Source organism: Microbacterium sp. ARD31, assembly GCF_031844425.1.
On the sequence record NZ_JAUZVE010000004.1, the window covers coordinates 193,344 to 219,606 of the forward strand.

General features: G+C 69.9%; 23 protein-coding genes and 3 tRNA genes. 10 read left to right on the forward strand and 16 right to left on the reverse strand.

The annotated features are described in order from the left end of the window. Positions 1 to 3: 3 nt before the first annotated feature. The 3 genes from Q9S36_RS14495 to Q9S36_RS14505 form a co-directional block, all read right to left on the reverse strand. Positions 4 to 1,710 (reverse strand): bifunctional 3'-5' exonuclease/DNA polymerase, encoded by a 1,707-nt coding sequence (locus Q9S36_RS14495; RefSeq protein WP_311285717.1) that lies wholly within the window; start codon positions 1,708 to 1,710, stop codon positions 4 to 6. A gap of 27 nt (positions 1,711 to 1,737) precedes the next feature. Continuing rightward, positions 1,738 to 2,469 carry a C4-type zinc ribbon domain-containing protein gene (locus Q9S36_RS14500; RefSeq protein WP_311285718.1) on the reverse strand — a complete coding sequence of 244 codons (732 nt, stop codon included), beginning with the start codon at positions 2,467 to 2,469 and terminating at the stop codon, positions 1,738 to 1,740. 35 nt (positions 2,470 to 2,504) lie between these two features. After that, positions 2,505 to 2,577, reverse strand: a tRNA-Val gene (locus tag Q9S36_RS14505). 153 nt (positions 2,578 to 2,730) lie between these two features. Between Q9S36_RS14505 and aceE the strand changes: the two genes are divergently transcribed. The 6 genes from aceE to Q9S36_RS14535 all read left to right on the forward strand — a co-directional run bounded on the left by aceE (position 2,731) and on the right by Q9S36_RS14535 (position 10,351). Further along, positions 2,731 to 5,460 carry a pyruvate dehydrogenase (acetyl-transferring), homodimeric type gene (gene aceE / locus Q9S36_RS14510; protein WP_251449718.1) on the forward strand — a complete coding sequence of 910 codons (2,730 nt, stop codon included), beginning with the start codon at positions 2,731 to 2,733 and terminating at the stop codon, positions 5,458 to 5,460. 8 nt (positions 5,461 to 5,468) lie between these two features. After that, on the forward strand, positions 5,469 to 6,689 hold the full coding sequence (locus tag Q9S36_RS14515; RefSeq protein WP_251449719.1) for a CdaR family transcriptional regulator: 1,221 nt from the start codon (positions 5,469 to 5,471) through the stop codon (positions 6,687 to 6,689). 110 nt (positions 6,690 to 6,799) lie between these two features. Next, positions 6,800 to 7,711 carry an ACP S-malonyltransferase gene (locus Q9S36_RS14520; RefSeq protein WP_311285889.1) on the forward strand — a complete coding sequence of 304 codons (912 nt, stop codon included), beginning with the start codon at positions 6,800 to 6,802 and terminating at the stop codon, positions 7,709 to 7,711. A gap of 11 nt (positions 7,712 to 7,722) precedes the next feature. Then, a complete protein-coding gene (locus Q9S36_RS14525) occupies positions 7,723 to 8,724 on the forward strand; it encodes a beta-ketoacyl-ACP synthase III (protein WP_311285719.1) in 1,002 nt (333 codons plus the stop codon). A gap of 74 nt (positions 8,725 to 8,798) precedes the next feature. Beyond that, entirely contained in the window at positions 8,799 to 9,047 is a 249-nt protein-coding gene (locus Q9S36_RS14530) for an acyl carrier protein (protein ID WP_251449722.1), read from the forward strand. Between the two features lie 65 nt (positions 9,048 to 9,112). Next, entirely contained in the window at positions 9,113 to 10,351 is a 1,239-nt protein-coding gene (locus tag Q9S36_RS14535; protein ID WP_311285720.1) for a beta-ketoacyl-[acyl-carrier-protein] synthase family protein, read from the forward strand. Positions 10,352 to 10,499: 148 nt separating this feature from the next. On the opposite strand, the gene Q9S36_RS14540 is transcribed toward Q9S36_RS14535, so the two are convergent. Continuing rightward, complete coding sequence (locus Q9S36_RS14540) at positions 10,500 to 11,003, reverse strand: DUF3145 domain-containing protein (protein WP_251449724.1); 504 nt, start codon at positions 11,001 to 11,003, stop codon at positions 10,500 to 10,502. Between the two features lie 171 nt (positions 11,004 to 11,174). Beyond that, positions 11,175 to 11,948 carry a hypothetical protein gene (locus tag Q9S36_RS14545; protein WP_251449725.1) on the reverse strand — a complete coding sequence of 258 codons (774 nt, stop codon included), beginning with the start codon at positions 11,946 to 11,948 and terminating at the stop codon, positions 11,175 to 11,177. Between the two features lie 146 nt (positions 11,949 to 12,094). Here Q9S36_RS14545 and Q9S36_RS14550 point away from each other — a divergent pair, with 146 nt between their 5' ends. Further along, positions 12,095 to 14,116: a DUF262 domain-containing protein gene (locus Q9S36_RS14550; protein ID WP_311285721.1), complete on the forward strand. Its 2,022-nt coding sequence runs from the start codon at positions 12,095 to 12,097 to the stop codon at positions 14,114 to 14,116. On the opposite strand, the gene Q9S36_RS14555 is transcribed toward Q9S36_RS14550, so the two are convergent. Further along, positions 14,114 to 14,187 (reverse strand) — tRNA-Ile (locus tag Q9S36_RS14555). The two genes, Q9S36_RS14550 and Q9S36_RS14555, sit on opposite strands and share 3 nt — an antisense overlap. Positions 14,188 to 14,230: 43 nt before the next feature. Beyond that, complete coding sequence (locus tag Q9S36_RS14560) at positions 14,231 to 15,316, reverse strand: DMT family transporter (RefSeq protein WP_311285722.1); 1,086 nt, start codon at positions 15,314 to 15,316, stop codon at positions 14,231 to 14,233. Positions 15,317 to 15,359: 43 nt separating this feature from the next. Between Q9S36_RS14560 and def the strand changes: the two genes are divergently transcribed. Continuing rightward, complete coding sequence (def, locus tag Q9S36_RS14565; protein ID WP_311285723.1) at positions 15,360 to 15,926, forward strand: peptide deformylase; 567 nt, start codon at positions 15,360 to 15,362, stop codon at positions 15,924 to 15,926. A gap of 15 nt (positions 15,927 to 15,941) precedes the next feature. Here the strand turns inward: def and Q9S36_RS14570 are convergent, their stop codons facing one another. The 6 genes from Q9S36_RS14570 to dusB all read right to left on the reverse strand — a co-directional run bounded on the left by Q9S36_RS14570 (position 15,942) and on the right by dusB (position 22,628). Then, positions 15,942 to 17,186, reverse strand: coding sequence for a hypothetical protein (locus Q9S36_RS14570; RefSeq protein WP_311285724.1), 1,245 nt, complete (start codon positions 17,184 to 17,186; stop codon positions 15,942 to 15,944). 110 nt (positions 17,187 to 17,296) lie between these two features. Then, positions 17,297 to 17,369: transfer RNA gene (locus Q9S36_RS14575), tRNA-Asn, on the reverse strand. Between the two features lie 63 nt (positions 17,370 to 17,432). After that, positions 17,433 to 18,221 (reverse strand): ATP-binding cassette domain-containing protein, encoded by a 789-nt coding sequence (locus Q9S36_RS14580; protein WP_311285725.1) that lies wholly within the window; start codon positions 18,219 to 18,221, stop codon positions 17,433 to 17,435. 51 nt (positions 18,222 to 18,272) lie between these two features. Beyond that, positions 18,273 to 20,117: a DNA primase gene (gene dnaG, locus Q9S36_RS14585; RefSeq protein WP_311285726.1), complete on the reverse strand. Its 1,845-nt coding sequence runs from the start codon at positions 20,115 to 20,117 to the stop codon at positions 18,273 to 18,275. Beyond that, a complete protein-coding gene (locus tag Q9S36_RS14590) occupies positions 20,117 to 21,466 on the reverse strand; it encodes a deoxyguanosinetriphosphate triphosphohydrolase (RefSeq protein ID WP_311285890.1) in 1,350 nt (449 codons plus the stop codon). The genes dnaG and Q9S36_RS14590 overlap by 1 nt, the downstream gene beginning before the upstream one ends. Further along, the gene (gene dusB / locus Q9S36_RS14595) at positions 21,459 to 22,628 is read right to left on the reverse strand and encodes a tRNA dihydrouridine synthase DusB (protein WP_311285727.1); all 1,170 of its coding nucleotides are present in this window, start codon (positions 22,626 to 22,628) and stop codon (positions 21,459 to 21,461) included. The genes Q9S36_RS14590 and dusB overlap by 8 nt, the downstream gene beginning before the upstream one ends. A 69-nt stretch (positions 22,629 to 22,697) precedes the next feature. On the opposite strand from dusB, the gene Q9S36_RS14600 reads away from it, so the two are divergent. Further along, positions 22,698 to 23,201, forward strand: a complete 504-nt coding sequence (locus Q9S36_RS14600; RefSeq protein WP_311285728.1) for a glutathione peroxidase — start codon at positions 22,698 to 22,700, stop codon at positions 23,199 to 23,201. Between the two features lie 12 nt (positions 23,202 to 23,213). Here Q9S36_RS14600 and Q9S36_RS14605 read toward each other — a convergent pair whose 3' ends face one another. From Q9S36_RS14605 to recO, 3 genes are read right to left on the reverse strand one after another with little or no spacing between them, the layout of a single operon-like run. Continuing rightward, complete coding sequence (locus tag Q9S36_RS14605; protein WP_396653767.1) at positions 23,214 to 23,879, reverse strand: DsbA family protein; 666 nt, start codon at positions 23,877 to 23,879, stop codon at positions 23,214 to 23,216. A gap of 53 nt (positions 23,880 to 23,932) precedes the next feature. Beyond that, the gene (locus Q9S36_RS14610; RefSeq protein ID WP_311285730.1) at positions 23,933 to 24,775 is read right to left on the reverse strand and encodes an isoprenyl transferase; all 843 of its coding nucleotides are present in this window, start codon (positions 24,773 to 24,775) and stop codon (positions 23,933 to 23,935) included. Next, on the reverse strand, positions 24,772 to 25,506 hold the full coding sequence (gene recO / locus Q9S36_RS14615; RefSeq protein ID WP_311285731.1) for a DNA repair protein RecO: 735 nt from the start codon (positions 25,504 to 25,506) through the stop codon (positions 24,772 to 24,774). The genes Q9S36_RS14610 and recO overlap by 4 nt, the downstream gene beginning before the upstream one ends. A gap of 81 nt (positions 25,507 to 25,587) precedes the next feature. Between recO and Q9S36_RS14620 the strand changes: the two genes are divergently transcribed. Next, the gene (locus Q9S36_RS14620; RefSeq protein ID WP_396653781.1) at positions 25,588 to 26,262 is read left to right on the forward strand and encodes a trimeric intracellular cation channel family protein; all 675 of its coding nucleotides are present in this window, start codon (positions 25,588 to 25,590) and stop codon (positions 26,260 to 26,262) included. Position 26,263 lies beyond the last annotated feature (1 nt).

Genomic DNA, 26,263 nt, shown 5'->3' on the forward strand with positions numbered 1-26,263 from the left:
GCCTCACTTCGCTTCGGCTGTGCGGCTCACCCGCACATCGAGCGGGAAGTCGATCGGGAAGTCTCCGAACAGCAGACGCCCGGCGCGCTCCGCACTCCGGCGGACCTGCGCGGCCACGGCGTCGGCCTGCTCGGCGGGGGTGTGGACGATCACCTCGTCGTGGAGGAAGAACGCCAGGTGCGGCCGTCTGCCGAAGACCGGCCCCGACAGCGTCGCCTCGGTCATCGCCGCGGGCGCCTGGGCCAGTTCCGCCCGCAGATCGGCGAGCCATGCCAGCGCCCACTCCGCCGCCGTCCCCTGCACGATGAAGTTCCGGGTGAAGCGTCCACGGTCACGCGCGCGAGACCGCGAGCGGGAGATCTCCGCCGGCGTCGCGCCGTCTTCGCTCGCGCGCCGCTGCTCCTCGAGCCAGCGGGGGTCCGGTGCGGGTGATGTGCGACCGAGCAGCGTGCTGACCACTCCCCCGTCCTCGCCGCGCGCGGCCGCGGCATCCACCATCGCCATCGCACGGGGGAACGACCGACGCAGCTGCGGAGCAAGCCGCCCGGAGGTCCCGCTGGTGGCGCCGTACATGGCACCGAGGAGCGCCATCTTCGCGTCGGCGCGCTCGGTGATGGCCGTCGTGGCGACGATCCCTTCGTACAGGTCGCGCCCGCGGGCCGCCTCTGCGAGCCCCCGGTCGCCGCTCATCCCCGCCAGGACGCGGGGCTCGAGCTGTGCCACGTCGGCGACGACGAGCATCCAGCCCGCATCGGCGCGCACGGCGGGACGCAGCTGTCGCGGAAGCTGGAGCGCGCCCCCGCCTGCGGATGCCCAGCGTCCCGTGACGACACCGCCGGGGATGAACACGGGGCGGAATCGGCCGTCCCGCACCCACTCGTCGAGCCAAGCCCAGCCGTTCGCGCTCATCAGGCGGGCGAGGCGCTTGTACTCCAGCAGCGGTGGAATGGCGGGGTGATCGTGCTGCGCGAGCTCCCACCTGCCGGTGGATTCCACCGACAGTCCGGCACGTCGGAGCGACCGGAGCAGCTGCACCGGCGAATCGAGGCGGACGTTCGGATCACCGAGCGCCGCCCGGACGCGTCCTGCGGCATCCGCGAGGTGAGCGGGCACCCCCGTTGCCGATCGCTCCCCCAGCACTCCGGTGAGGATGTCATCGTGAGCGTGCCGGTCCCACGGCAGCCCTGCCGCGGTCATCTCGGCCGCCACGAGCGCCCCTGCCGACTCGGCCGCCACGAGCAGGCGCAGACGTCCCGGGTCCCGCGACGTGGCCACGGCGTCCTGCTGCCGGGCGAACTCGGCGTGGGCGGCGCTCACGTCCGCGGGGACCCCGGTTCGTGCGGGCCAGTCCGCGAGCGAGAACAAGGCCGTGCCTGCGTCATGGCGCCCCGCAGGCGGCGCATCCCACTCGCCGGAGCCGCGCATGATCCCCGTGCTCGCCACGCCGGCGGCGTGGCGCAGGATGGCGTGGGTCAACCGGAGGTCCTGGCACCGAGCCACCCGCACGCCCGCCTCCAGCAGACCGGGATACCAATCGACCGTGTCGTTCCAGATCCACCGGATGCCGCCGCGGCGCTCGCGCTCGGCGACCCAGGCCGGCAGCTCCTCCAGGTCCACGCTCGCCTGGGCGTTCACGCCGCCCGCGCCCATCGTGAGGGCGGCGACCCGCGAGCCGTCGCGGCCCAGGACGATACGGACCTGCTCAGCCACCTCGGTGCGCGTACCGGTCCTCGCCCCTCACAGGCCCGATTCGTCAGAGCGGACGAGGATGCAGCCGCACTCCGGGCACGTCACGACCGTGTCGTCCGAAGCCTGCCGGATCAGGTTGAGGTCCGTGCCCGAAAGCACCATTCGGCACCCTCCGCATGTCCGGGCGACCAGCGGCGCGGCGCCCGTCCCCCGTGCGGCGATGCGCTCGTACATCGCCATCAGCGCCGCCGGAACGTTCTGCGCCAGAGCAGCGCGGTCTCGCGTCGCCGCATCGTATGCGGTGTCGGCTTCGGCGACGACGCGCTTCGCCTCGGCGCTCAGCGATGCGCCCTCGGCGTTGGTCTGCGCGATCAGCTGCTCCTGCTCGGTCACGGCGCGTTCGGCCTGTTCGAGCTTCTCCATGACCTCGAGCTCGGCGTCTTCGAGGTCGCTCTTGCGACGCGCCAGCGATGCCAGTTCGCTCTCGAGCCCCTGCGCCTCCTTGGAGTTGGAGGATGCGGCCAGCCGCTGCGCATCGCGCGCGCTGCGGGCGTCGACCACGGCCACGTCGGACTCGATGCGCGACAGCTCGGTGCGCAGATCGTCGCGCATACCGAGGCGGATCGTCAGCTCCTGCGACAGGCGCTGGCGATGGGCGAGCAGCTCCTGCACCTTGGCCGCCTGCGGCGGGTTGCGCCGCGCGTGCTCGGCCTGCCGGATGCGGGCATCGAGGTCGGCGAGGTCGACGAGACGGCGCTGGTCTTCTGGGCTGGCGTTCACGCAACCAACCTACCCGGCCCCGCGGCTGCGTCGAGTGGGCCCTGCCGGGATCGAACCGACGACATCCACGGTGTAAACGTGGCGCTCTACCAGCTGAGCTAAAGGCCCCCGGGAGGAAGTCTACGAGAGTGACACGGTCGGCCTCGACGACGCCGCCGACTCGCTAGGCTGATGGACGGTGCGTTGTCGCTCGCGAACAACGGCAGGGCCGCACCGGTTGCGATTACCTGGCATGATCTGCCAGACGACGAAAGGTCTTCTGTGACTGTCAACGATCAGGATCCGTACTCGCAGGAACCCCTCGACAGCGATCCCGAAGAGACGTCGGAGTGGCAGGAGTCCCTCCAGCAGCTCGTTCAGGCGAAGGGTCGAGGGCGCGGGCGCGAGATCATGCTCAGCCTTCTGCAGTCCTCGCACGATCTGCAGCTCAACGTTCCGCAGGTCCCGACGACGGACTACATCAACACCATCACGGTGGACCGCGAGCCCGAGTTCCCCGGTGACGAAGAGCTCGAGCGGCGCTACCGTCGCTGGATCCGCTGGAACGCGGCGCTCACGGTGCACCGCGCCCAGCGCCCGGGCATCGGCGTGGGTGGCCACATCTCGACGTACGCGTCGTCGGCCTCGCTCTACGAAGTCGGGTTCAACCATTTCTTCCGCGGGCTGGACGACCCCTCGGGCGGAGACCAGGTCTTCATCCAGGGCCATGCGTCGCCCGGCATCTATGCGCGCTCCTTCCTCGAAGGACGCCTCACCGCCGAGCAGCTCGACGGGTTCCGCCAGGAGAAGTCCAAGGCGCCGGACGGCATCCCGTCCTATCCCCACCCGCGGCTCATGCCGGAGTACTGGCAGTTCCCGACGGTCTCGATGGGCCTCGGCCCGATCAACGCCATCTACCAGGCGATGACCAACAAGTACCTCACCAACCGCGGTATCAAGGACCTGTCGTCCTCCCGCGTGTGGGCTTTCCTCGGCGACGGCGAGATGGACGAGGTCGAGAGCCGCGGGCAGCTCCAGGTCGCCGCCAACGAGGGTCTGGACAACCTGACCTTCGTGGTCAACTGCAACCTGCAGCGCCTCGACGGACCGGTGCGCGGCAACGGCAAGATCATCCAGGAGCTGGAGAGCTTCTTCCGCGGCGCCGGCTGGAACGTCATCAAGGTGGTGTGGGGTCGCGGCTGGGACGAACTGCTCTCGCAGGACCCCGAAGGCGCCCTCGTGCGACTGATGAACACGACGCCCGACGGCGACTTCCAGACCTACCGCGCCGAGGACGGCGCATTCATCCGCGAGCACTTCTTCGGCCGTGACGAGCGCACAGCACAGCTGGTGAAGGACTGGTCGGACGACGACATCTGGGGCAAGCTCCGCCGCGGCGGACTGGACTACCAGAAGGTCTACGCCGCCTACAAGACCGCGGTCGAGCACAAGGGTCAGCCCACGGTCATCCTCGCCAAGACGATCAAGGGCTACGGGCTCGGGCACCACTTCGAGGGTCGGAACGCGACCCACCAGATGAAGAAGATGACGCTCGAGGACCTGAAGCACTTCCGCGATTCCATGCGCATCCCGATCACGGACGAGCAGCTGGAGGAGAATCCCTACCAGCCGCCGTACTACCACCCGGGCGAGCAGGACGAGACGATCCAGTACATGCTCGAGCGTCGACGTGCGCTCGGCGGTTTCCTCCCGGAGCGCCGTAGCCACCACGTCGGCCTGGAGCTTCCGGGTGACGCCGCCTACGCGCTGCCGAAGAAGGGCTCCGGCACGCAGGAGATCGCCACCACGATGGCATTCGTCCGTCTGCTGAAGGACCTGCTGCGCGCGAAGGACTTCGGCCACCGCATCGTGCCGATCATCCCCGACGAGGCCCGCACGTTCGGAATGGACGCGTACTTCCCCACCGCCAAGATCTACAACCCGCACGGCCAGAACTACACCTCGGTCGACCGCGAGCTCCTTCTTGCCTACAAGGAGAGCCCGCAGGGCCAGATCATGCACGTGGGCATCAACGAGGCCGGAGCCGTGGCGGCCTTCACCGCCACGGGAACGTCGTACGCCACGCACGGCGAGCCGCTGATCCCCGTCTACGTCTTCTACTCGATGTTCGGCTTCCAGCGCACGGGCGACGCGCAGTGGGCCGCGGGCGACCAGATGGCCCGAGGGTTCATCATCGGCGCGACGGCCGGTCGCACCACGTTGACCGGCGAGGGCCTGCAGCACGCCGACGGGCACTCCCACCTGCTCGCGTCGACCAACCCCGCGACGGTGTCGTACGACCCGGCCTACGGCTACGAGATCGCCCACATCGTCCGCGACGGCATCCAGCGCATGTACGGCGGCGAGCACCCCGACCCCAACGTCATGTACTACCTCACGGTGTACAACGAGCCCATCGTTCAGCCGGCCGAGCCGGAAGGTGTGGACGTCGAAGGCATCGTGCGCGGCATCCATCGCATCTCGTCGCCCGAGGGCGACGGTCCGCGGGCGCAGATCCTCGCCTCGGGCGTGGGTGTGCCCTGGGCGCTCGAGGCGCAGCAGCTGCTGCGTGACGACTGGGGAGTGCAGGCGGACGTCTGGTCGGTCACGTCGTGGACCGAACTGCGCCGCGACGGTCTGGCCGCCGACGAGCACAACTTCCTCCACCCGGACGAGGAGCCGCGCTCGGCCTACATCACGCAGAAGCTCGCCGGCACCCCCGGCCCGGTGGTCGCGGTCAGCGACTTCATGCACGCGGTCCAGGATCAGATCCGCCCGTGGGTTCAGCACCAGTTCGTCACGCTCGGCGCCGACGGATTCGGGTTCTCGGACACGCGAGCCGCCGCGCGGCGCTTCTTCAAGATCGATGGTCCGTCGATCGTGGTGCGCACCCTGCAGGCGCTCGCGACCGAGGGCGCGGTCGATCGTGCGCTGGCCGGCCAGGCGATCCAGAAGTATCGCCTGCACGACGTGACCGCGGGCACGAGCGGCAACGCGGGCGGCGAGAGCTGATCGGCGCGATGCCCGCCGCCACGGCACCGATGGACAAACCCGAGACGCTCGCCTGGCTGCGACGGATCTCGGGTGACCTCGCGACCGTCACGATCAAGCGCCTGGAGGACACCCTTCCGTGGTACGCGGAGATGCCTCCGGCGCGCAGATCGGCTGTCGGTCTGGTGGCCCAGGCGGGCATCACGTCGTTCATCCAGTGGTACGACGACCCCGAGTCGACCCCCTGGATCGCTGCGGACATCTTCGCCGCCGCGCCCCGCGAGCTGCTGCGCAGCGTGAGCCTCACCCAGACCCTGCAGCTCATCAGGGTGACCGTCGAGGTCACCGAGGAACGCGTGACGGGCAAGGGCGAGCATCTGCGCGAGGCGATCCTGCTCTACTCGCGCGAGGTCGCCTTCGCCGCCGCCGACGTCTACGCCCGTGCGGCGGAGGCTCGTGGGCTGTGGGATGCGCGGCTGGAGGCCCTCGTGGTGGACTCCATCCTGACCGGCGAGGCCGATGAGGAGCTCCCGAGCCGCATCGCCGCGCTGGGCTGGCACGGACACGGCGAGGTGGCCGTTCTGGTCGGCACCACTCCCCCGCAGTTCGACGTCGATCAACTGCGGCGGACAGCGCGCAAGCTCGCCGCCGACGTGCTGATCGGCGTGCAGGGGTCGCGTCTGGTGCTGGTCGTGGGCCGCGCCGAGACACCGCCCCGGGCCGACGAGGCCTCGGCGGAGCTGCCCTTCACCGAGATCGCCAAACAGCTGGAACCCGGTTTCGGCAGCGGTCATCTCGTCCTGGGTCCGGCCGTGCCCGCGCTGGTCGAAGCCGGTCAGAGCGCCCGCGCGGCCCTGGCGGGCTTCGCCGTCGCGCGATCCTGGCGGCACGCCCCCCGTCCCGTGGAGGCCGACGATCTGCTTCCCGAGCGAGCCCTCGCGGGTGATCCGCTGGCGAAGCAGACGCTCGTCGAGCGGATCTACCGGCCCCTCCAGGCGCACAGCTCCGACCTCGTCGCCACGCTGTGGGCCTACCTCGACAACGGCCGCTCCCTCGAGGCCACGGCACGCGAGCTGTTCGTCCACCCGAACACCGTGCGCTATCGGCTCAAGCGCGTATCCGAGGTGATCGGCTGGGACGCCACCGGCCCGCGAGAGGCGCTCATCCTGCAGACGGCGCTGATCCTGGGTTCGATCGGCACGGATGCCGCACGCCGGCGCCCGCAGGCGGCGCGGCGGGCACCGGCCTGAAACTGGCCCGGTCATCTCGATCTGCACTGTCGCCTCCGCACAAAGGCCAGCGGGATTCTTGTGACGACATCGCCAGAAGGTGTATCCGCATCCTTGGCAGGATGGTGAGAGTGATCATCGCCGTGTTCCCGGGTCAGGGCTCCCAGTCCCCCGGCTTCCTCACTCCCTGGCTCGACGTCGACGGCGCACGCGACCGGCTGGCCGCCTACTCGGACTGGTCGGGCGTGGACCTCATCGCCGCGGGGACGGAGTGGGATGCCGAGCGGATCCGCGACACCCAGGTCGCCCAGCCGCTGATCGTGGCCGCGAGTCTGCTGTCGTGGAACGCTCTGGACGCCCGCGACGCCGTCGAGGGGGTCGCCGGCCACTCCGTGGGCGAATTCGCCGCGGCCGTCGCCGCCGGCATCCTCTCCGAAGAGGACGCGCTCCGGCTCGTCGGTATCCGCGGTCGTGCGATGGCCGAGGCGGCTACGGCCCAGGCGACCGGCATGAGCGCGGTCATCGACGGTGACCAGGATGCCGTGGTCGCCCGCCTTGGCGAGCTCGACCTCACTCCGGCGAACTACAACGGCGGCGGACAGATGGTGGCGGCGGGTCGCGTCGACGCCCTCGCCGCCCTCGCCGAGACTCCTCCCCCCGCGACCCGGGTGATCCCCCTCGCGGTGGCGGGCGCCTTCCACACGCGCTTCATGGAGCCCGCCGTCGAGCGTCTGCGTGAGGCTGCCGAGTCCGTCCAGGCCTCGGACCCTCGGACGACCATCTGGACCAACCGCGACGGCAGCGCCGTCCCGAGCGGGCGCGACTTCGTCCGTGCCCTCGTCGAGCAGGTGGCCTCTCCCGTTCGCTGGGACCTGTGCATGGGGGCATTCTCGGATGCCGGCGTGGGCGGTCTCATCGAGCTGTCGCCGGCGGGTACGCTCACCGGGCTGGCCAAGCGCGCCCTGCGGGGCGTACCCTCCGTCGCGGTGAAGACACCGGACGATCTCGCGTCGGCCCGCCGCCTCGCCCATCCAGACGCATGACCGGAGACGCCATGACACCCACGCTCGTCCAGTCGACCGGCCCCGCCCACACCCGCATCTACGCCTACGGTGCCGCGCGCGGTGAGATCGCGGTGCCCAACGACGACCTCGTCGGGCCCATCGACTCCAGCGACGAGTGGATTCGTCAGCGGACGGGGATCGTGACGCGCGTGCGCGCGATTCCCGAGACCGACGCCATCGACCTGGCCACGGATGCCGCGCGTGAGGCGATCGAACGGTCCGGCGTCGCAGCAGGCGACATCGACGCGGTCATCGTCGCGACCATCAGCAACCCGAAGCAGACGCCGTCGGTCGCCGCCATCGTCGCCGACCGCGTCGGCGCGAATCCGGCGGCGGCCTACGACCTCAACGCCGCCTGCGCCGGGTTCGCGTACGGCATCGCGCAGGCGGACGCCCTCATCCGCGCCGGGTCCGCTCGGTATGCCGTCGTCATCGGCACGGAGAAGCTCAGCGACATCGTCGACCCCGCCGACCGGAGCATCTCGTTCCTCCTGGGCGACGGTGCGGGAGCAGCCGTCGTCGGGCCCAGCGACAGCGCCGGGATCGGACCGACCGTGTGGGGATCCGACGGGTCGAAGGCGGAAGCGGTCGGCATGAACCACACCCTGACGGAGTTCCGCGACGGCCGCGCTCCCTGGCCGACCCTCAGGCAAGAGGGCCCGACGGTGTTCCGGTGGGCGGTGTGGGAGATGGTCAAGGTCGCCCGGCAGGCCCTCGAAGCGGCGGGAGTCACCGCCGCGGATCTCGCCGCGTTCGTGCCCCACCAGGCCAACATGCGGATCATCGACGAGTTCGCCAAACAGCTGGGACTGCCCGGGACGGTGGTCATCGGCCGAGACATCGAGACCACCGGAAACACCTCGGCGGCGTCCATTCCGCTGGCCACCCACAGGCTGCTGCAGGAGCACCCCGAGCTCAGCGGCGGGCTGGCCCTGCAGATCGGCTTCGGGGCCGGGCTGGTGTTCGGCGCTCAGGTCGTCGTGCTTCCCTGACGCCGCGCATCGCCGACCCTAGACTGATTCCCGGCCCGACCGGGACCGCGAACCCCGAAGAAACAGGAGAAACCATGGCATTCACCAACGACGAGGTCCTCGCCGGACTCGCCGAGCTCATCACCGACGAGACCGGCATCTCGTCCGACGAGGTCGCGATGGAGAAGTCGTTCACCGACGACCTCGACATCGACTCGATCTCGATGATGACGATCGTCGTCAACGCCGAGGAGAAGTTCGGCGTCACCATCCCCGACGACGAGGTGAAGAACCTCAAGACCGTCGGCGACGCCGTCACCTACATCACGTCCCACCAGGCGTGACCTTCACCGGTGGGGGCATCCGCCCCCACCGGGATACCACCCGTTGCACCGAGGAATCCACACGCATGAGCACTCCCCGCATCGTCGTCACCGGCATCGGCGCCACATCGCCCATCGGCGGCACCGCACCGGAAAGCTGGTCCGAGCTCCTGGCCGGCACCTCCGGCGCCCGGAGCCTGGAGCACGACTGGGTCGAGGAGTACCAGCTTCCCGTGACCTTCGCCGCGGAGGCGAAGGTGCGACCGGAGTCGGTGCTGCCGCGCCCGACCGCGAAGCGCCTGGACCCGGCATCCCAGTTCGCGCTCGTCGCGGCGATGGAGGCGTGGGAGGACGCGGGAGCCCCCGAGGTCGAATCCGAGCGCCTCGGCGTCGATTTCGCCACCGGGATCGGCGGTGTCTGGACTCTGCTGGATGCGTGGGACACCCTGCGTGAGAAGGGTCCGCGGCGCGTCATGCCGATGACGGTTCCCATGCTCATGCCCAACGCCGCAGCAGGCAACCTCTCGCTCCACTTCGGCGCGCGCGCCTTCGCGCGAACCGTCGCCAGCGCGTGCGCCTCGAGCACCGAATCGATCGTGAACGCCGTCGAGCACCTGCGTGCGGGCCTCGCGGACGTCGTCATCGCGGGTGGCACCGAGTCCGCCATCCACCCCATCACCGTGGCATCCTTCGCCTCGATGCAGGCGCTGTCGCGGCGCAACGACGACCCGTCCACCGCCTCGCGACCGTGCAGCGTCGACCGGGACGGCTTCGTCATGGGCGAGGGCGCGGCCTGCCTCATCCTCGAGACCGAGGAGCACGCCCGTGCCCGCGGAGCGAAGATCTACGCCGCCGTGGTCGGTGGCGGGGTCACGGCCGATTCGTACCACATCACCGCGAACGACCCCGAGGGCCACGGAGCAGCGCGCGCCGTACGGATGGCGCTGGAGATGGCGGGTGCTTCGCCCGACGACGTCACGCACATCAACGCGCATGCGACATCCACACCCGTCGGCGACCCGAACGAGTACCAGGCGCTCAAGGCGGTCTTCGGCTCCCGTATCGACGAGATCCCGGTGTCAGCCACCAAGGCGTCGACCGGTCACCTCCTCGGCGGCACGGGCGCGCTCGAGGCGCTCTTCACGATCCTCGCGCTGCGGGACCGCCAGGCCCCGCCGACGATCAACATCACGACGCAGGACCCCGACGTGCCGTTCCGCATCTCCGGCTCCCCCGTCGCTCTCGGAACCGGCGACCAGCTGGCCATCAGCAACTCCTTCGGCTTCGGCGGCCACAACGCCGTGGCGGCCTTCACCGCCGTCTGACGTTCGGCGCACGAAGAAGCCCCCGGGGAACCCGGGGGCTTCTTCGCATCAGGCGGTGATACACGGTCCCGCAGCCCGGGAAGTCGACCTCCGAGCGTCGGTACTGGTGCCTCTCGCCTGCCGGCCGGTCCTCAGCCGACTTCTCTCCTCATCCGACCTTGTGCAGCCAGACGACGGGGGCGTCGTCGCTGGCGTGCCGGAAGGGCTCCAGCTCGTCATCCCACGCGGCACCCAGCGCGACCTGGAGCTCGCGCTGCAGCTCGAAGGCATCTCCTGCCGAGACCTCCATGGCGTACCGGATGCGATCCTCCCCGATGACGACGTTCCCCGCGGCGTCGGTCTGGGCGTAGTGGATGCCGAGCCCCGGCGTGTGCAGCCACCGGCCGCCGTCGCTGCGCGGCGTGGGGTCCTCGGTCACCTCGAAGCGCAGATGCTCCCACCCGCGGATGGCGGTGGCCAGGGCCGCGCCGGTGCCGGCGGCGCCTTCCCAGTAGAACTCCGCACGCCGACTGCCGGCCAGCACCGGTTGATCAGACCAGTCGAAGTTGACCGCACGACCGAGGGCGCGCCCGACCGCCCACTCGAGGTGGGGGCAGAGCGCTCTTGGCGCGGAGTGGATGAAGACCACTCCGCGCGCCTGCGTCGTCGCCATGATGTCTCCGTTTCCTTCAGGTACGTCTTCCCCTACGACCTGAAACGGATCACCGGCGTGTTCGGTTGTCTGGGGCCATTATCCCGATGCCCGGCCGGAATCACAAGCCTGTCATTCGAGAAGGGGCTCCCGATGTGTATCGGGAGCCCCTTCTCGAATGCGGATCGACGCTCAGGCCTCGCTCATGGCCTGCAGGTCGGCCTTGCCCTTCGCCGCGTAGTAGGCCGCACGGGCGGCATCCCGGCGGTTCTGCTCGGCCTGACCGGCGTCGCGGGTCTCCTGGTCGACCTCGACGTAATCGGTGGTGGGCCGGCCGTGGTACTTCTCGATATAGGCGTCCAGCTCGGGGCCGGACTCCCACGACGTGATGAGGCAGTAGCGGGGAGCGTCGCCGGTGTGGTGGACGGCGTGCCAGAGCCGCTGCGTGTCGACGATCAGCTGCGCGCCCGCGGGCAGCGCCAGGCGGTACTCCACGCTGGGGTCGGTGCGGTTGTCGCGCAGGACGAAATAGCTGTCCTTGTCGTCGGTCAGGTTGAAGAACCCGCGGACGATCCAGCCGGTGCCGTCCGGGTTGAGCCGGTTGTTGTCGTCCTGGTGCAGGTTGTAGAGCGCGTCGGCGTAGGAGTTGGGCTGCAGCTCGATGATGCGGCAGCGCCCGACATTGGCGCCGGGCTCCATGGCGCGCTCGGTGAGAGTGGGTGCGATGGCGGTCTGCGAGTCGATCCAGACGCCGTCCTTATCGGTGCGCGGCGGCGTATGGTTCCAGAAGCCGTTGCACTCGACCTCGCCCTTGGCGGAGGCCAGCGGTGCGAATCGCGTGTCGCCCGAGGACTTCCAGTCGACGTACTCCAGGTCGAGCCACTCCTTGGGATCGATCGGTCGATCGTAGGAGTCGAGGACGACGAAGCCGGTCTCATCGAGAGCGGCGGACTTGATGTAACCCATGCGGATCATGCCTTTCGGTCAGCGGGCCAGCACGTTTTAACAGGCCCCACTGAGGCAAGCCTACCCGCGGGATCCGCGCCATCCCGGGCCAGGCGAGCGTGTCGGTTACAGTGGACGTCGCGAACCACCGAGAGGCGATCCCGAGCATGGTCACTGCCATCACAGCCACGAACGTCGACGCGACCGCGGTGAACACGATCGGCTGGCTGTCCTCCGGCGAATGGTCGATCGTCGTACCGGTCTACCAGCGTCAGTATCGCTGGGACATCGGGGCGTGCGAGCAGCTGCTGGCGGACATCCGAGCCGTGGCGGACCTGGATGATCGCCACATGCACTTCATCGGATCGGTGCTCTCGTCCGTGTCGGCGCGCGGTGACGAGCTCGTGCTGATCGACGGGCAGCAGCGCATCACGACCCTCATGCTGCTGGTCGCCGCGCTCCACCACACCGTGCGGGACCGGCATCCGGAACTCGGGGCGGATCTCGAGCGCGTCCTGGTTCGCGCCGGCGACGGCGCCCGAACGAAGCTCCGGCCTCACCCGGCGTGGGCGGCGGTGTTCGAAAGGGTGGTGCTCACACCGCCGTCCGGCCACGCCGCCTCCCGACTGTCGCGATTCGACGACAACTACGCGTTCTTCCGCAGCCAGATCTCGTCGGAGGAGGCTCCACGCATCTGGCGCGGACTGCAGAAGCTCGAGCACGTCGCCATCACCCTGGGGCCGGGCGCCAACGCACAGCAGATCTTCGAGAGCTTGAACTCGACCGGCGAGCCGTTGCGCGACCACGAGCTGATCCACAACTACGTGCTGATGGGACTCTCGCACGCCGAACAGCGTGAGGTCGAGGAGGAGTACTGGCTCCCGATCGAACGGAACACCGGCGAGGCCATCGCCGCCTTCTGGCGTCAGTACCTGGTCATGCGCACCGGACGCGAAGCGCCGGACGACGGCGTACGCGGCGTCTACGACGCGTTCCGCGCCGAGTTCCCCCGCTTGGAGTGGGCGGATCTGCGCGAGCTCGCCACGGAATGGCGCGACTTCTCCGAGGTCTACCGGACGCTGCTCGATCCGAGCAGCGCGACCGACGACGAGGTGTCGCGGGACCTGGCCCACCTGAACGAGTTCGGCAGCGGGATGTACCCGCTCACCATGCGGGTGTACCGCGATCACGTCGCCGGCACGCTGGATCGCGCCCGGCTGCGCGAGACTCTCGCCACGGTGCAGTCCCTGCTGGTGCGCCGGGCGGTGGTCGGGGTCCGCAGCGATCGGCTGGCCGCACGCCTGTGCAGGGCCGCCGGAGACGGGCACGACGCCCTCGTGCAGGCGGTCGCCCGCATCACTCCCTCCGACGACCGGGTTCGGGTCGCGCTCAAGTACTCCGAGCTGCCGCACGCGTCCTTCGTGCTCCACCGACTGTCGGGGGCACCCGCCGACGCGGATGTCGAGATCGATCACATCGTTCCCCTCGCGCCCGCCGACACGTGGAGCGGCGATGGGGACCGGCCGTGGTCGGCATACTCCGACGACGAGCAGAACAGTCATCGCGCCCTCGCGCAGACCCTCGGGAACCTCGTCCTCCTCGAAGCGGATCTCGCCGAGCGCGCCTTCGACGAGAGCTTCCCGGCCAAGCGGCGGCATTACGCGCGCAGCGGACTCGCGCTCACACGCGAGCTCGCCGAGCGGGAATCCTGGGGTACGGCGGCCATCGCCACGCGCTCGGACCGGCTCACCGAGGAGTTCATCCGGATCTGGCCGCGGCGCGGCGACGCGCCCATCGACGACGACGGGCTCACCCCGATCCTCGACGCGGTGCGACGCCGTGGCTGGCCGCGCGGGTGGCAGCGCGAGTGGTCCTACGTGGAGTACTGCGGTGAGCACTGGGAAGTGCCGGACGTGAGGTACCTCTTCAACCGGGTCTTCAAGCGGCTGTGGTCGGACTCCCGTGAGCACGTCCAGGCGTACAGCCGCCGCCGCGGCGGACCGGTGTACACCGAGCAGTCGTGGAACGGTCAGTGGGACCGCCTCGACGAGGAGACGTTCCTGTACATGGGCTGGGACTCGAGCTACATGCTGGGGGCCGTGCAGGGGGTCCTCGACGAGGCGGGTCTGGCGCCGGAGGTGTTCGTGAAGTACTCCTACATCGGCGAGGCCATGCAGGAGCGTGCGTAGGGCGGGTGGGACTTGAACCCACGATCGTCGGGTTATGAGCCCGCTGCCTTGACCAGCTTGGCCACCGCCCCTCCCCCACGAGCCTAAAGCACGCGCGGGGCCGACTCCGCAGCGTCAGCGCTTGTCGAGGTCGTCCACTTCGGGATCACGCACAGGCGGCTCCGGCCATACCTTCGCGACCGCCTCGGTGACGCGGACGGATCCCGTCGTCGGGTGGGCGACCTCCGTGCCGGAGCTTCCCCGCACGATCGGGATCTCCTGGCTGTCGCTGATCACCTGCGGGTGGTAGCGGGCGAGCTGGAGCACGCCCCACACCGCCACCGCGCCGACGATTCCGAAGGCGATGTACGCCCAGAGCGGCGCGCCCGAGGCCTCGCCCAGCACGAGCAGGCCGATGAGGATCGCGACCATGGGGTCGATGACCGTGAGCCCCGCGATCACCAGGTCGGGGGGTCCGGACGAGTACGCCGTCTGCACGAAGTAGGCGCCGAGCACGGTCCCGATCACCAGCGCGGCGAGACAGATGAGGGTCAGCCACTCGAAGTCGCCGGCCTGGATGCGCTTGATGACGACCTTGGCCAGCGTCGCGACGAAACCGTAGATGACACCCGCAGCCATGATGTAGAAGAGCGCGCCCATGCGACGACGCAACCACGCCCAGAGACCGCTGAAGACGATCGCGACCGCAGCCAGGAGGATCAGGATCGTGATCAGCTGCGCGTTGGACACCGGCTTCTCGGTGGCGAAGGCCGCCGCGATGGTGACGAACACGAAGATGCCGCCGACGCATGCCGCGATCGCGATGAGCGATCGACGCGTCGGCGAATGACCGCTGATGCGGGCGTTCAGCAGCGTCGTGACGACCAGGGCGATCGCCCCGAGCGGCTGCACGACGATGAGGGGCGCGAAGGTGAGGGCCGCGAGCTGGCACACGATGGCCACGGCGAGCATCACCGTGCCGATCACCCAGGACGGTCGCGAGAGCAGTCGCAGCAGCTGCGAGCGGCTCAGCCCCTGACTCGCGAGGGAGCCGCTGAGCTGCTCGACCTTGACGACCCCGCGATGCTGGTACTGCGCGCCGAAGGACATGAAGATCGCGCCCAGGAGCGCGAGGGGGATCCCGATGAGGATGCCGGGATTCTGGAAGGCGCCGACGAGCTGGTCGCCCACCTCTTCGAGCTCGTTCGCCGTCCACACCACGACAGAAACCCTAACGGCCGGAGCCCCTCGATAGGCTCAAGGCGTGGCCGTTCTTCCGATTCGCATCATGGGCGATCCCGTGCTCCATTCCCCCGCTTCGCCTGTCGCCGAGATCACGGATGACATACGCACGCTCGTCCAGGACATGTTCGAGACGATGGATGCCGCGCCCGGCGTCGGTCTGGCCGCGCCCCAGGTGGGAGTCGGCCTGCGGATCTTCACCTATTCCTATCCCGACGACGACGGTGCCCCGTGGCGGGGGGTGGTCGTCAACCCCGAGCTGTGGATGCGTCCGTTCGAACCCGGCGAACCCGACCCGGACGACGAGTCGGAGGGCTGTCTGTCCTTCCCCGGCGAGCGGTTCCCGCTGCGCCGCTCCGACGAGGTCGTCGTGATCGGGACCGACCTCGAAGGCGCCCCCGTCCGGCTGGAGGTGGACGGCTGGCGGGCCCGGATCCTGCAGCACGAGTTCGACCATCTCGACGGTGTGCTGTACATCGACCGGATCGGCGACGGTGAGTGGAAGACCGCTCAGAAGATCGCGCGCAAGCGCGGCTGGGGTCGCCCCGGACACGCGTGGACGCCAGGAGTCGATGACATCGACGCCTGACGTCCACGTGAGGGCTCAGCGCGTGGCGCGATAGAGCGTCCCCATGTTCGTGCCGAAGTAGAACACGCCGTCCTTCACGGCCACGCTGCTCGCCGCGCCGCGCATCTCGCTGGTGATCTCGCCGTTGTGCCAGGTGTGGAACCAGTTGGGCACGGGGATGTCGATGTTCATCACCGGAGCCCACGAGACGCCGTCCTTGGACGAGTAGAGGGTGTCATCGGTCGTGGTGCCCGAGGCGCGCACGAGCGCGTAGATCGTCGATCCGTCGACGTAGAAGTCGCTGATCACGCCGCGGACGGTGCCGAGCGTCGCCGACTGCGTGCTCGGCTTGCCCTTGGCCGCGGTGTCGTACACGAACACGCTGTTGTTGATCGACTTGCCCACGATCTTGGTTCCGAACGCGACGACGGTGTGTGCGTCGTGGATGCCCGCCGCAACGCTGGTGGGCAGGGTGACGGTCGACCACGAGCCGCGGGAGTAGACGTCCAGCACCTTGTTGCGGATGCCGTTCTGGTCGACCACCGTCGCCGACGCGTAGACCTTTCCGCCGATCACGGCGAGCCAGTAGTACCGGTCGAAGTCGTTGCTGCCGACGGCCGACGACCGGGTCTTCGCGATCGTCCACGTCTTGCCGCCGTCCGAGGACTTCTTGATGGCGGCGAGATACGGAGCCTTGCCGTAGACGGCGGGATCGGGGTTGACGATGCTGCCCGCCAGGAAGATCTCGCTCCCGGCCACCGCGACATCGAAGACGTGGATGAACGGCGTCGCCGCCGCGTAGGCCCAGGCTCCGCCGGCGTTGCCCGCGAAGCCGGCGTTCGAGGTCCACCCCACCTTGGGGTCGACGTCGCCGGTGTAGACGCTGCCGCCGTATACGCGGAGCGCGTCGAGCTCCTCGCCGTTGACGGTCAGGTGGTGGGTCTGGGCTCCGGTGGTGAGACTGTGGGAGTTCAGCGCGATGGGACCGATGTTGTCGTCGTAGCTGCCCCAGCTCGAGTAGAGCTGATCGCCCGCGATGGCGAGGTCGTGCAGCGACCGGTTCCAGTGGTCGGCGAGCGCGGCTGCGTGGGTGTTGGTCGCGAAGAGGGTGCCCGAGACGGTCGGGACGGGAGCGGGGGACGGAGCGGGTTGGGTCTGACCGCTGCCGCCCTTGCCGCCGCCGCCGCCGGGCTTGGCTGCCCAGGCCGGCGCGGCGGGTCCGAGGACGAGCGCGGTGATTGCGAGTGCTGCGAGGGAGGGGATGAGGGGGGTGTGCTTCACGTGATCAGCATGGCGAACGCCGAGAACACGTGTCTGTAGGTCGTTCGGGGGACACCCCACTCGCGGTCGATGCATGAAAAAGGCCCCGAGGGTGGAGCCTCGGGGCCTCGCTCCCCCACTTGGACTCGAACCAAGAACCTATCGGTTAACAGCCGATTGCTCTGCCAATTGAGCTATGGAGGAATGTCCGCGCTCTCGCGCGGGCAACCACACCATATTAGCAAAGCTCCAGGGGTGGTCTGTACGTCACGACGCGATCAGACGATGGTCGCCCTCGGCACCGGGGGTCCACAGCAGGTCGCTCGTGCCGTGCCCGTAGGCCACAATGTTGCCCTTGCGGAGGACGAGGACGTCGGCGTCGAGCTCACTCACCACCTCGACGTCGTTGGTGACGACGAACGCGGACATCGCCGATTCCGACCGGCGTCGCAGGATCGCCTCGCGCGCGGCCCGGCGCACCTCGATGTCGAGATTCGCGAACGGCTCATCGGCCACGAGCAGCCGTGGCTGCAGGACCAGCGCCCGCGCGAGCGCGACGCGCTGTCGCATTCCCGCGCTCAGTTCGTACGGATACTTGGCCGCGCTGCCCAGCGGCAGCATGAGCTCGTCGAGGAGTGCGGCCACGCGGATGGCGAGAGCACGCTGATTGACCCGCCGATCGCGCCCCGTGATGGGTTCGGCGATGACCTCCGACACCGTCAGCCTGGCGGGCAGTCTGGCACCGGCGGACTGGGGCAGATACCCCGTCGCGTAGGTCAGGTAGCGGTGACGACGCCCGGGGTGGCGCACCGACACGCCTTCCACCGTCGCATCCCCGCCCACGACGGCGAGGCCGTCCTCGGCCGCGCCGGCGAGGACGGCTGCCAGGGTGGACTTGCCGGATCCGGTGGGGCCGAACACCGCGAGTGCGGACGCGTGGGGAAGGACGAATGTCACACCGTCGATGACGCGCTGCACGGGCCCCCGGCGGGGCGTGCGGGCTATCGAGAGGTCGTCGGCCCGGATGGCCACTTCGGCGTCGCGTCGTCGGGGCATGTCCTCATCCTGCCCTGGGCCCGGCCCCGGCGCCAGCCGGGCTCGTCGCCCTCAGCTGTCGGTCGTGATGCGCTGACGCTCGACGTCCACCTCGCGCAGGCGCAGGCGGATCCGCCGCCCCTCTTCGGATTGGGGGGCGACGCGCTGGACGGCGCCGAGGAGTTCGGACTTCTCCCGGTCGAGTCCCCTCACGAGGATCCGTCGGGCCAGGTCCGTGGCAGAGGCCACGGCGGCGGCGTCGGTCAGCGCCGGGAAATCCGCGGCGAGCAGCTGACCGGCAAGGGAGCGATAGGGCTCACGCACGGTTCCCACCGCGTCTGCGGCCCATCCGGGCCGGTCGCGGTCGGTGGCCGCCTGCACGGCCTGGCGAACGGCCTCCAGCGCAGGATGCCGGAACGGCTGCGCGAGCGAGCGTGACACCAACTCGGGGTCCAGCCGATGGCCGAACTGCAGGAAGCCCATGAGCGCGTCCCGCTCCAGCGCGATCTCGGCCGTGCGCGGCAGTGACACGATGGTGACGCGCGTCGCCGGTTCTCCGGGGGCGGGTTCAGCCGTCGCGGCCGCATCCTGGTGCCGACCGCCCCGGCCCACCTGTTCGACCTCGCGGCGCACGTCCTCGGTGTCCATGCCGAGACGGCGTGCCAGGACGCGGACGTACTCCGGTTGCAGCAGAGGGTCCCGCAGATCGGCGACGACGGGTGCGGCGGCGCGCAGCGCGCCGACCCGGCCCTCGACGCTAGCGAGGTCGTACCCCGAGATGCGCTGATCGAGGACGAATTCCACCATGGGGACCTTCTTCTCGACGAGCGCACGGACCGCACCGTCACCGCGTCCGAGCCGCAGGTCGCACGGATCGAGACCCTCCGGTCCGGTTGCGACGTACGTCTGCGCGTTGAAGCGCTTGGCGTCCGCGAAAGCGCGCAGGGCCGCCTTCTGCCCGGCGGCGTCGGGGTCGAACGTGAAGACGACCTCGCCGGCGGTCGTGTCATCGCCCATCACGCGGCGGAGCACAGTGATGTGGTCGGCCCCGAAGGCCGTTCCGCACGTGGCGACGGCCGTGGTGACACCGGCCAGGTGGCATGCCATCACGTCGGTGTAGCCCTCGACGACCACGACGCGATGCTCGCGCGAGATGTCGCGCTTGGCCAGGTCGAGCCCGTAGAGCACCTGGGCCTTCTTGTAGATCGTCGTCTCAGGGGTGTTGAGGTACTTGGGCCCGTTGTCGTCGTCGTAGAGACGACGCGCGCCGAAGCCGATCACCTGGCCCGTGACGTCGCGGATGGGCCACACCAGTCGGCCGCGGAATCGGTCGTAGACACCGCGCTGTCCCTGCGAGAGCAGGCCGGCCGTGGTCTGCTCCTCGTCGCTGAAGCCCTGCGCCCGCAGCGCCTGGTGCAGGGACGACCAGCCCTTGGGCGCGTAGCCGACGCCGAAGTGCGCGGCGGCCCCGGCGTCGAAGCCCCGCTCGCCCAGGAAGCGCCGTGCCGCGTCCGCCTCGGGCGACGACAGTCGTCCGCGGAAGTACTCCGCGGCAGCCGCGTTGGCCGCGTACAGTCGTGCGCGGCCCGTGGTCTCGGGCGCCGCGGCGCCGTCTTCGTAGTGCAGCGCGAAGCCGATCCGGCCGGCCAGGCGCTCCACCGCCTCGGTGAAGGACACGTGGTCCATGCGCCGCAGGAACGAGTAGACATCGCCGGACTCGCCACAGCCGAAGCAGTGGTAGAAGCCTGCCTGCGGTCGGACGTTGAAGCTGGGGCTCCGCTCGTCGTGGAACGGACACAGGCCTTTCATCGAGCCGACTCCGGCCGATTTGAGCGCGACGCGTTCGCCGATGATGTCGGCGATGTTGGTGCGCGCCTTCACCTCGTCGACGTCGGCTTGGCGGATGCGGCCCGCCATCAGTCCGCCCTGCGGGCGAGAGTGCGACCCGGGCGGGCGCCCGGCGCCCAGATGCCGAGAGACGCGGCATCCACCTCCCCGACGAGTCGGCCGTGCCACGCGATCGCGAGCTGGTCGGTGAGGCTCGCCACCTGGTCCACGATCACGCGCCGACGGGCGTCGTCCGTGGCCGCCGCGCGGAAGTCCTCGGTGTGGAGGGCGTCGAGTTCGCCCGGCTCGTCCCACAGCGCCGTCGCGAGCCGCTTCAGCACGCGCCGCTGCTCGCGGTAGAGCTCCTTGCGCCCGTCGATGGAGACCACCACCGCGCCGATGATGCCCTTGAGCACCGCCATCTCTGCTTCGACGACGCGCGGAACGACCACGTGCGCGCGATAGCGCGTGAGCGTGGGCCCGCCGTAGGCGTCCCTGGTGGCGGTCGTGGCCGCACGCGCGAAGCGCCCGATGAGGTCGGAGGTGAGGTTCTTCAGGCGGGCGAGGGCCGGCCGCGTGCCGTCGAAGCCGGTGATCCACTCCGGCATCCGCATCAGCCGGTAGAGGGCGTCGGCGAGCTCGTCCCTCGCGAAGTCGAAGCCGACCCACGTCTGGATGGCGTCCAGAAGCGCGTCGTGCTCCGTCGTGTCGGCGAGCACGGCCGGGTCGAGATAGCCGTTGACGACGGCGTCCTCGAAGTCGTGCACCGAGTAGGCGATGTCATCCGACAGATCCATCACCTCCGCCTCGATGCAGCGCACGCGCCCCGGGGCACCCTCGCGCATCCATCGGAAGACGGGCTCGTCCTCGGGATACACGCCGAACTTCAAGCGCCCGCCCGGGTCCGGGAGCGGATGAGCGGCCGTCCAGGGGTACTTGCACGTCGCGTCCAGGCTCGCCCGTGTCAGGTTGAGTCCGGCGCTGCGACCATCGTCGTCGAAGACCTTGGGCTCCAGCCGCGAGACGATCCGCAGGGTCTGCGCATTCCCCTCGAAGCCGCCGATGTCCTCCGCCCAGTCGTTCAGCGCCCGTTCGCCGTTGTGCCCGAAGGGCGGGTGACCGAGATCGTGACTCAGGCACGCCGTGTCGACGACGTCGGCGGCCAGATGGAGCGACGTCGCCAGCTCCCGACCCACCTGGGCGACCTCCAGCGAGTGGGTGAGGCGGTTGCGGGCGAAGTCCGCCGGCGAGGCGGGGCTCAGCACCTGCGTCTTGGCCGCCAGTCGGCGCAGCGCCGCCGAGTGCAGGACACGAGCCCGATCGCGCGCGAAGTCGTCCCGTTGGGAGCGGTGGCGCTCGGCGTGGAAGCGGGCGGCGTCCTCGTCACCGTAGCCGCCCGGACGCTCGAATCCGCCCCCCGGCGCCCCGGCCTCAGCCACCGCTGTGATCGAGTTCTGCTTCGGCGAGCTCACGGGAGCCCCCCTCGGCGAGGTCGCGGGAGTCCAGCCAGCCCTCGGGGAGCGCGGGGCGCTTGGGCGTGCCGGCGCGTCCCCGCTGCCCCTCCGCGGCGGCGCCGGGGTACGGCGCGGCCAGATCGAGCGTGGCAAGGAGCTCGTCGATCTCCGCGAGGCTCGACACCGTGGCCAGGCGAGCGCGCGTGTCGCCCCCGACGGGATATCCCTTGAAGTACCAGGCGACGTGCTTGCGGATGTCGCGGCACCCGCGGCCCTCGTCTTCGAAGAAGTCGACGAGGAGCTCGGCATGCCGGCGGAACGCGGCAGCGACGTAGGCCAGCGTCGCATCCACAGGGCCCGCTGCCGGCCCCTGTCCGAGAGCGCGGGCGAGATCTCCGAACAGCCACGGGCGTCCGAGGCAGCCGCGGCCCACCACCACTCCGTCGCATCCGGTCTCGGTCATCATCCGCGCGGCGTCCTCGGCCGACCAGATGTCGCCGTTGCCGAGGACGGGGATGCCGGTCACGGCCTCTTTCAGCTTCGCGATCGCGCTCCAGTCCGCCGTGCCCGAGTAGAACTCCGCCGCCGTTCGCGCGTGCAGTGCCACGGCCGCAACGCCGGCGTCCTCGGCGATGCGCCCGGCGTCGAGATACGTCAGGTGATCCGAGTCGATGCCTTTGCGCATCTTCACCGTCAACGGCACGTCGCCGGCGGCGCGAGCCGCCCGGGTGACGATGTCGCGGAAGAGCTCGAGCTTCCAGGGCAGCGCGGCGCCCCCGCCCTTGCGGGTGACCTTGGGCACGGGGCAGCCGAAGTTGAGGTCGATGTGATCGGCCCGATCCTCTTCGACCAGCAGCCGCACCGCAGACTCGACGGTCACGGGGTCGACGCCGTAGAGCTGGATCGACCGCGGCTTCTCGGACTCGTGGTGCGTGATGAGGCGCATGGTGGTCGCGTTGCGCTCGACCAGCGCGCGGGACGTGATCATCTCGCTCACATACAGGCCGGCGCCGTATTCGCGACAGAGTCGGCGGAAGGCCGTGTTCGTGATCCCGGCCATCGGGGCCAGCACGACCGGGGCGTCGAGCGCGATCGGTCCGATGCGCAGAGGACGCGAAGGGGCGATGACGGCAGACACATCGTCCATTCTCACAGACTCCCCGGTGTGCGCGCTCGGAGCGGGCCCGACCCGTCCCCGGCCCTTTAGCCTGGGAGCATGACCGACGCCATCGCCACCGATGTCCGCGAAATCCCCTTCGAGACGGCCGACGGCCGCACCGCGACGCTGAACGAGTACGCCGGGCGGACGACGCTCGTGGTCAATGTCGCTTCGCGCTGCGGACTCACACCCCAGTACGCGCAGCTCGAAGAGCTCCAGCGCGCCTACGCCGACCGCGGTTTCACCGTCGTCGGCTTTCCGTGCAACCAGTTCATGGGCCAGGAGCCCGGCGCGATCGACGAGATCCTCGAGTACTGCTCGACCACCTGGGGTGTCACGTTCCCCGTGATGGCCAAGGTCAAGGTCAACGGCAAGAAGGCTGCGCCGCTGTTCACTGCGCTGCGCGAGGCGCGCGACGCCGACGGCAAGGCCGGCCGTGTCCAGTGGAACTTCGAGAAGTTCCTGGTCGCGCCCGACGGCAGCGTGCAGCGGTTCCGTCCCGGCACGACGCCGGACGATCCGCGGATCGTCGCGGCGATCGAGGGCGCTCTCGCCTCCTGACCGCCGCCGCGGTCACTCGACGGAGGCGGACTCGCGTCGCTCCGCCCACACCTGGCGCGCGATCTGTGCGAACGCTGCCGGGGGCTGGGCCCCCGAGACGCCGTACTTCCCATCGATCACGAAGAACGGCACGCCCGTGATCCCGTACGCCTGGGCCTGCGCCTGGTCGCCGCGCACCGCGTCGGTGAAGTGTCCGCTTTCGAGCGCGGTGCGAGCCTCGGCCGCATCGAGACCGACCTCCTCGGCCAGCGCCACGAGCTCGTCATCGCGCCCCAGGTGCCTGCCCTCGGTGAAGTAGGCCGACATCAGTCGCTCGGCCATCTCGCGCTGGCGGCCGTGCACCTTGGCGAAGTGCAGCAGCTCGTGTGCGCGAGCGGTGTTGGTGTGATGGAGCGCGTCGAACCGGTAGCTCAACCCCGCCTCGGCGGCCACCGCCGTCACGCGGTCGAGCATCTGCTGCGCCTGCTCATGCGTCACACCCTTGTGGGCGACGAGGTAGTCCGCTTCGCCGCCGACGAAGTCCGCGGGCGTGTCCGGCGAGAGTTCGAAGGAGCGGTAGACGACGTCGACGTCAGGGGCATCCTCGTCGTCCGCGGTCTCCGCGATCCCCCGTTCCAGGTTCCGCTTTCCGATGTAGCACCAGGGGCAGGCGATGTCGCTCCAGACATCGATGCGCATTCTCTCGGTCACACCGGTCCCAACGGCGGGAGCCCTCGTCGCTATTCCCCGGCCTACGCCACGGGGCCCGAGTCGCCGCCGGCGCCCATCGCAGCGTCGCCCGGCTTGTCGACAGCGCCGCCGAAACGGCGATCCCGGTCGAGGTACATCGCGATCGCGCGCCACAGATCCGCGCGTGAGAAGTCCGGCCACAGCGTGTCCAGGAAGACGAACTCCGCATAGGCGGATTCCCACAGCAGGAAGTTCGAGGTCCGCTGCTCTCCGCTGGAGCGGATGAACAGATCGACGTCGGGCATGTCGGGCTGGTACAGGTTCCGGCGGATCACCTTCTCGGTGATGGCCGACGGCTTGAGCCTGCCCGCGGCCACGTCCTCGCCGATGCGGCGCATGGCGTCCACCAGCTCCACGCGTCCGCCGTAGTTGATGCACATCGTGAGGGTCAGCCCCGTGTTGGCGCGGGTCAGCTCCTCTGCGAACTGCAGCTCCTTGATCACCGAGCCCCACAGTCGCGGCTTGCGCCCGGACCACCTCACCCGCACGTTCCACTCGTTGAGCTGGTCCCGACGCCGGTGCAGCACGTCCCGGTTGTACCCCATGAGAAAGCGGACCTCGTCCGGCGATCGCGCCCAGTTCTCCGTCGAGAACGCGTACACGCTGAGGTGGGTGACACCGGCCTGGATCGCGCCGGCGACGACGTCCAGGAGCACCTCCTCGCCCGCCTTGTGTCCCTCGACCCGTGTGAGGCCCCGGCGATTGGCCCATCGCCCGTTGCCGTCCATGACGATGGCGACATGCCGCGGCACCCCGCCGGCCGGGAGTCGCGGCGGGGTCGCCCCCGTCCAGTCCAGGGGCCGATACGGCACGGCGTCGCGATGGGTGTACGGCTTGGGCGTCATCGGGCGGTCTCCGTCGAGATGTGGGCGAGGGAGCGGATGCCGCGCTCGAGGTGCCACTGCGCGTAGGCCGCGATGAGTCCGGATGCCGCGGCCGACGCCCCCGACGAGGCCGCGTCCACGGCATCCCACTCCCCCGCCATGAGCGCTTCGAGCAGGCGGGCAGCGGCGGGATCGAGCCGCGCCGCCCCCGTGGGCGCGCAGTCCCGGCAGACCATGCCGCCGAGCTGCGCGACGAACGACTCGTGCGGTCCGGGTGCTCCGCAGCGGGCGCACTCGGCCAGACCCGGAGCCCACCCCGACAGCGCCATCGCGCGAAGGAGATAGGAATCGAGGATGCTGCGCGAGGCGTGCTCGCCACGGGCGAGCGCCCGCAGGCCGCCCACGAGGAGCAGATACTGCTGCGGCGTCGCTTCGGCTTCGTTGAGCCGGTCCGCCGCCTCGACCATGGCGTGAGCCGAGGTGTAGCGGTCGTAGTGGACGGCGATGTCGACACCGTACGAACCGAGCGATTCCGCCTGCTGGACGATGTCGAGCGAGCGACCCTCGTACAGCTGCACATCGGCCACCATGAACGGCTCGAGTCGCGCGCCGAACCGCGATGTGGTGCGACGAACGCCCTTCGCGACGGCGCGGATCTTGCCGTGCCGTCGGCTCAGCAGTGTCACGATCCTGTCGGCCTCGCCCAGCTTGTGGGTGCGCAGGACCACGACTTCGTCGCGGTAGGTGGGCACCACTCGATTATCCGCGCTCCCGTGCGCATCCGGGCGCAGGCGGGCCGCGTGCGGGCCGATAATGAGGGGGTGGACGCCCCGATGATCGTCATCCCCCTGTGGGCCGACCTCACCGCGGTCGCCCTGGGCGGCGTCCAGGGTGCCATCTTCGCCTCCGGGTTCCGCGGGCAGCGCCGGCTGGACCTGCTCGGTGTCGCGATCATCGGGTTCGTGTTCGGCATGGGCGGCGGACTCATCCGCGACCTGCTGCTGGGCGTGGCGCCGGCCACCCTGCAGAGCAACTGGTACCTGCTCACCGCGATCGGCGCGTCACTCGTCGGCATGCTCCTGGCGGGGGTCTTCCGACGACTCAACGCCGTCATCGTGGGGCTGGACGCCCTCGTCATCGGCATGTTCGGCGCCTTCGGCGCGAGCAAGGCCCTGGTGCTCGGGCTTCCGATCGTGCCCGCGGTCTTCGTCGGCGTCTGCGCGGCGGTCGGCGGCGGGGTGCTCCGCGACGTGATCATGGGACTCCCTGTGGCGATCATGCACGTCGGATCCCTCTACGCCGTTGCCGCCGCCGCCGGCTGCGTCACCTTGGCGGTGGCCAACGCCCTCGGGATGGACGTCGTGATCGCGGCGGTGATCGCCATCGTGGTGACGGCGATCCTCCGCCTGCTCGCCGTCATCTTCGACATCTCGCTGCCCGAGCAGCGGGCGCTCTACCGGCGCCGCGTCGCCGTCGAGACCGCAGCGATCCCGACGGCGCGCGACTGAG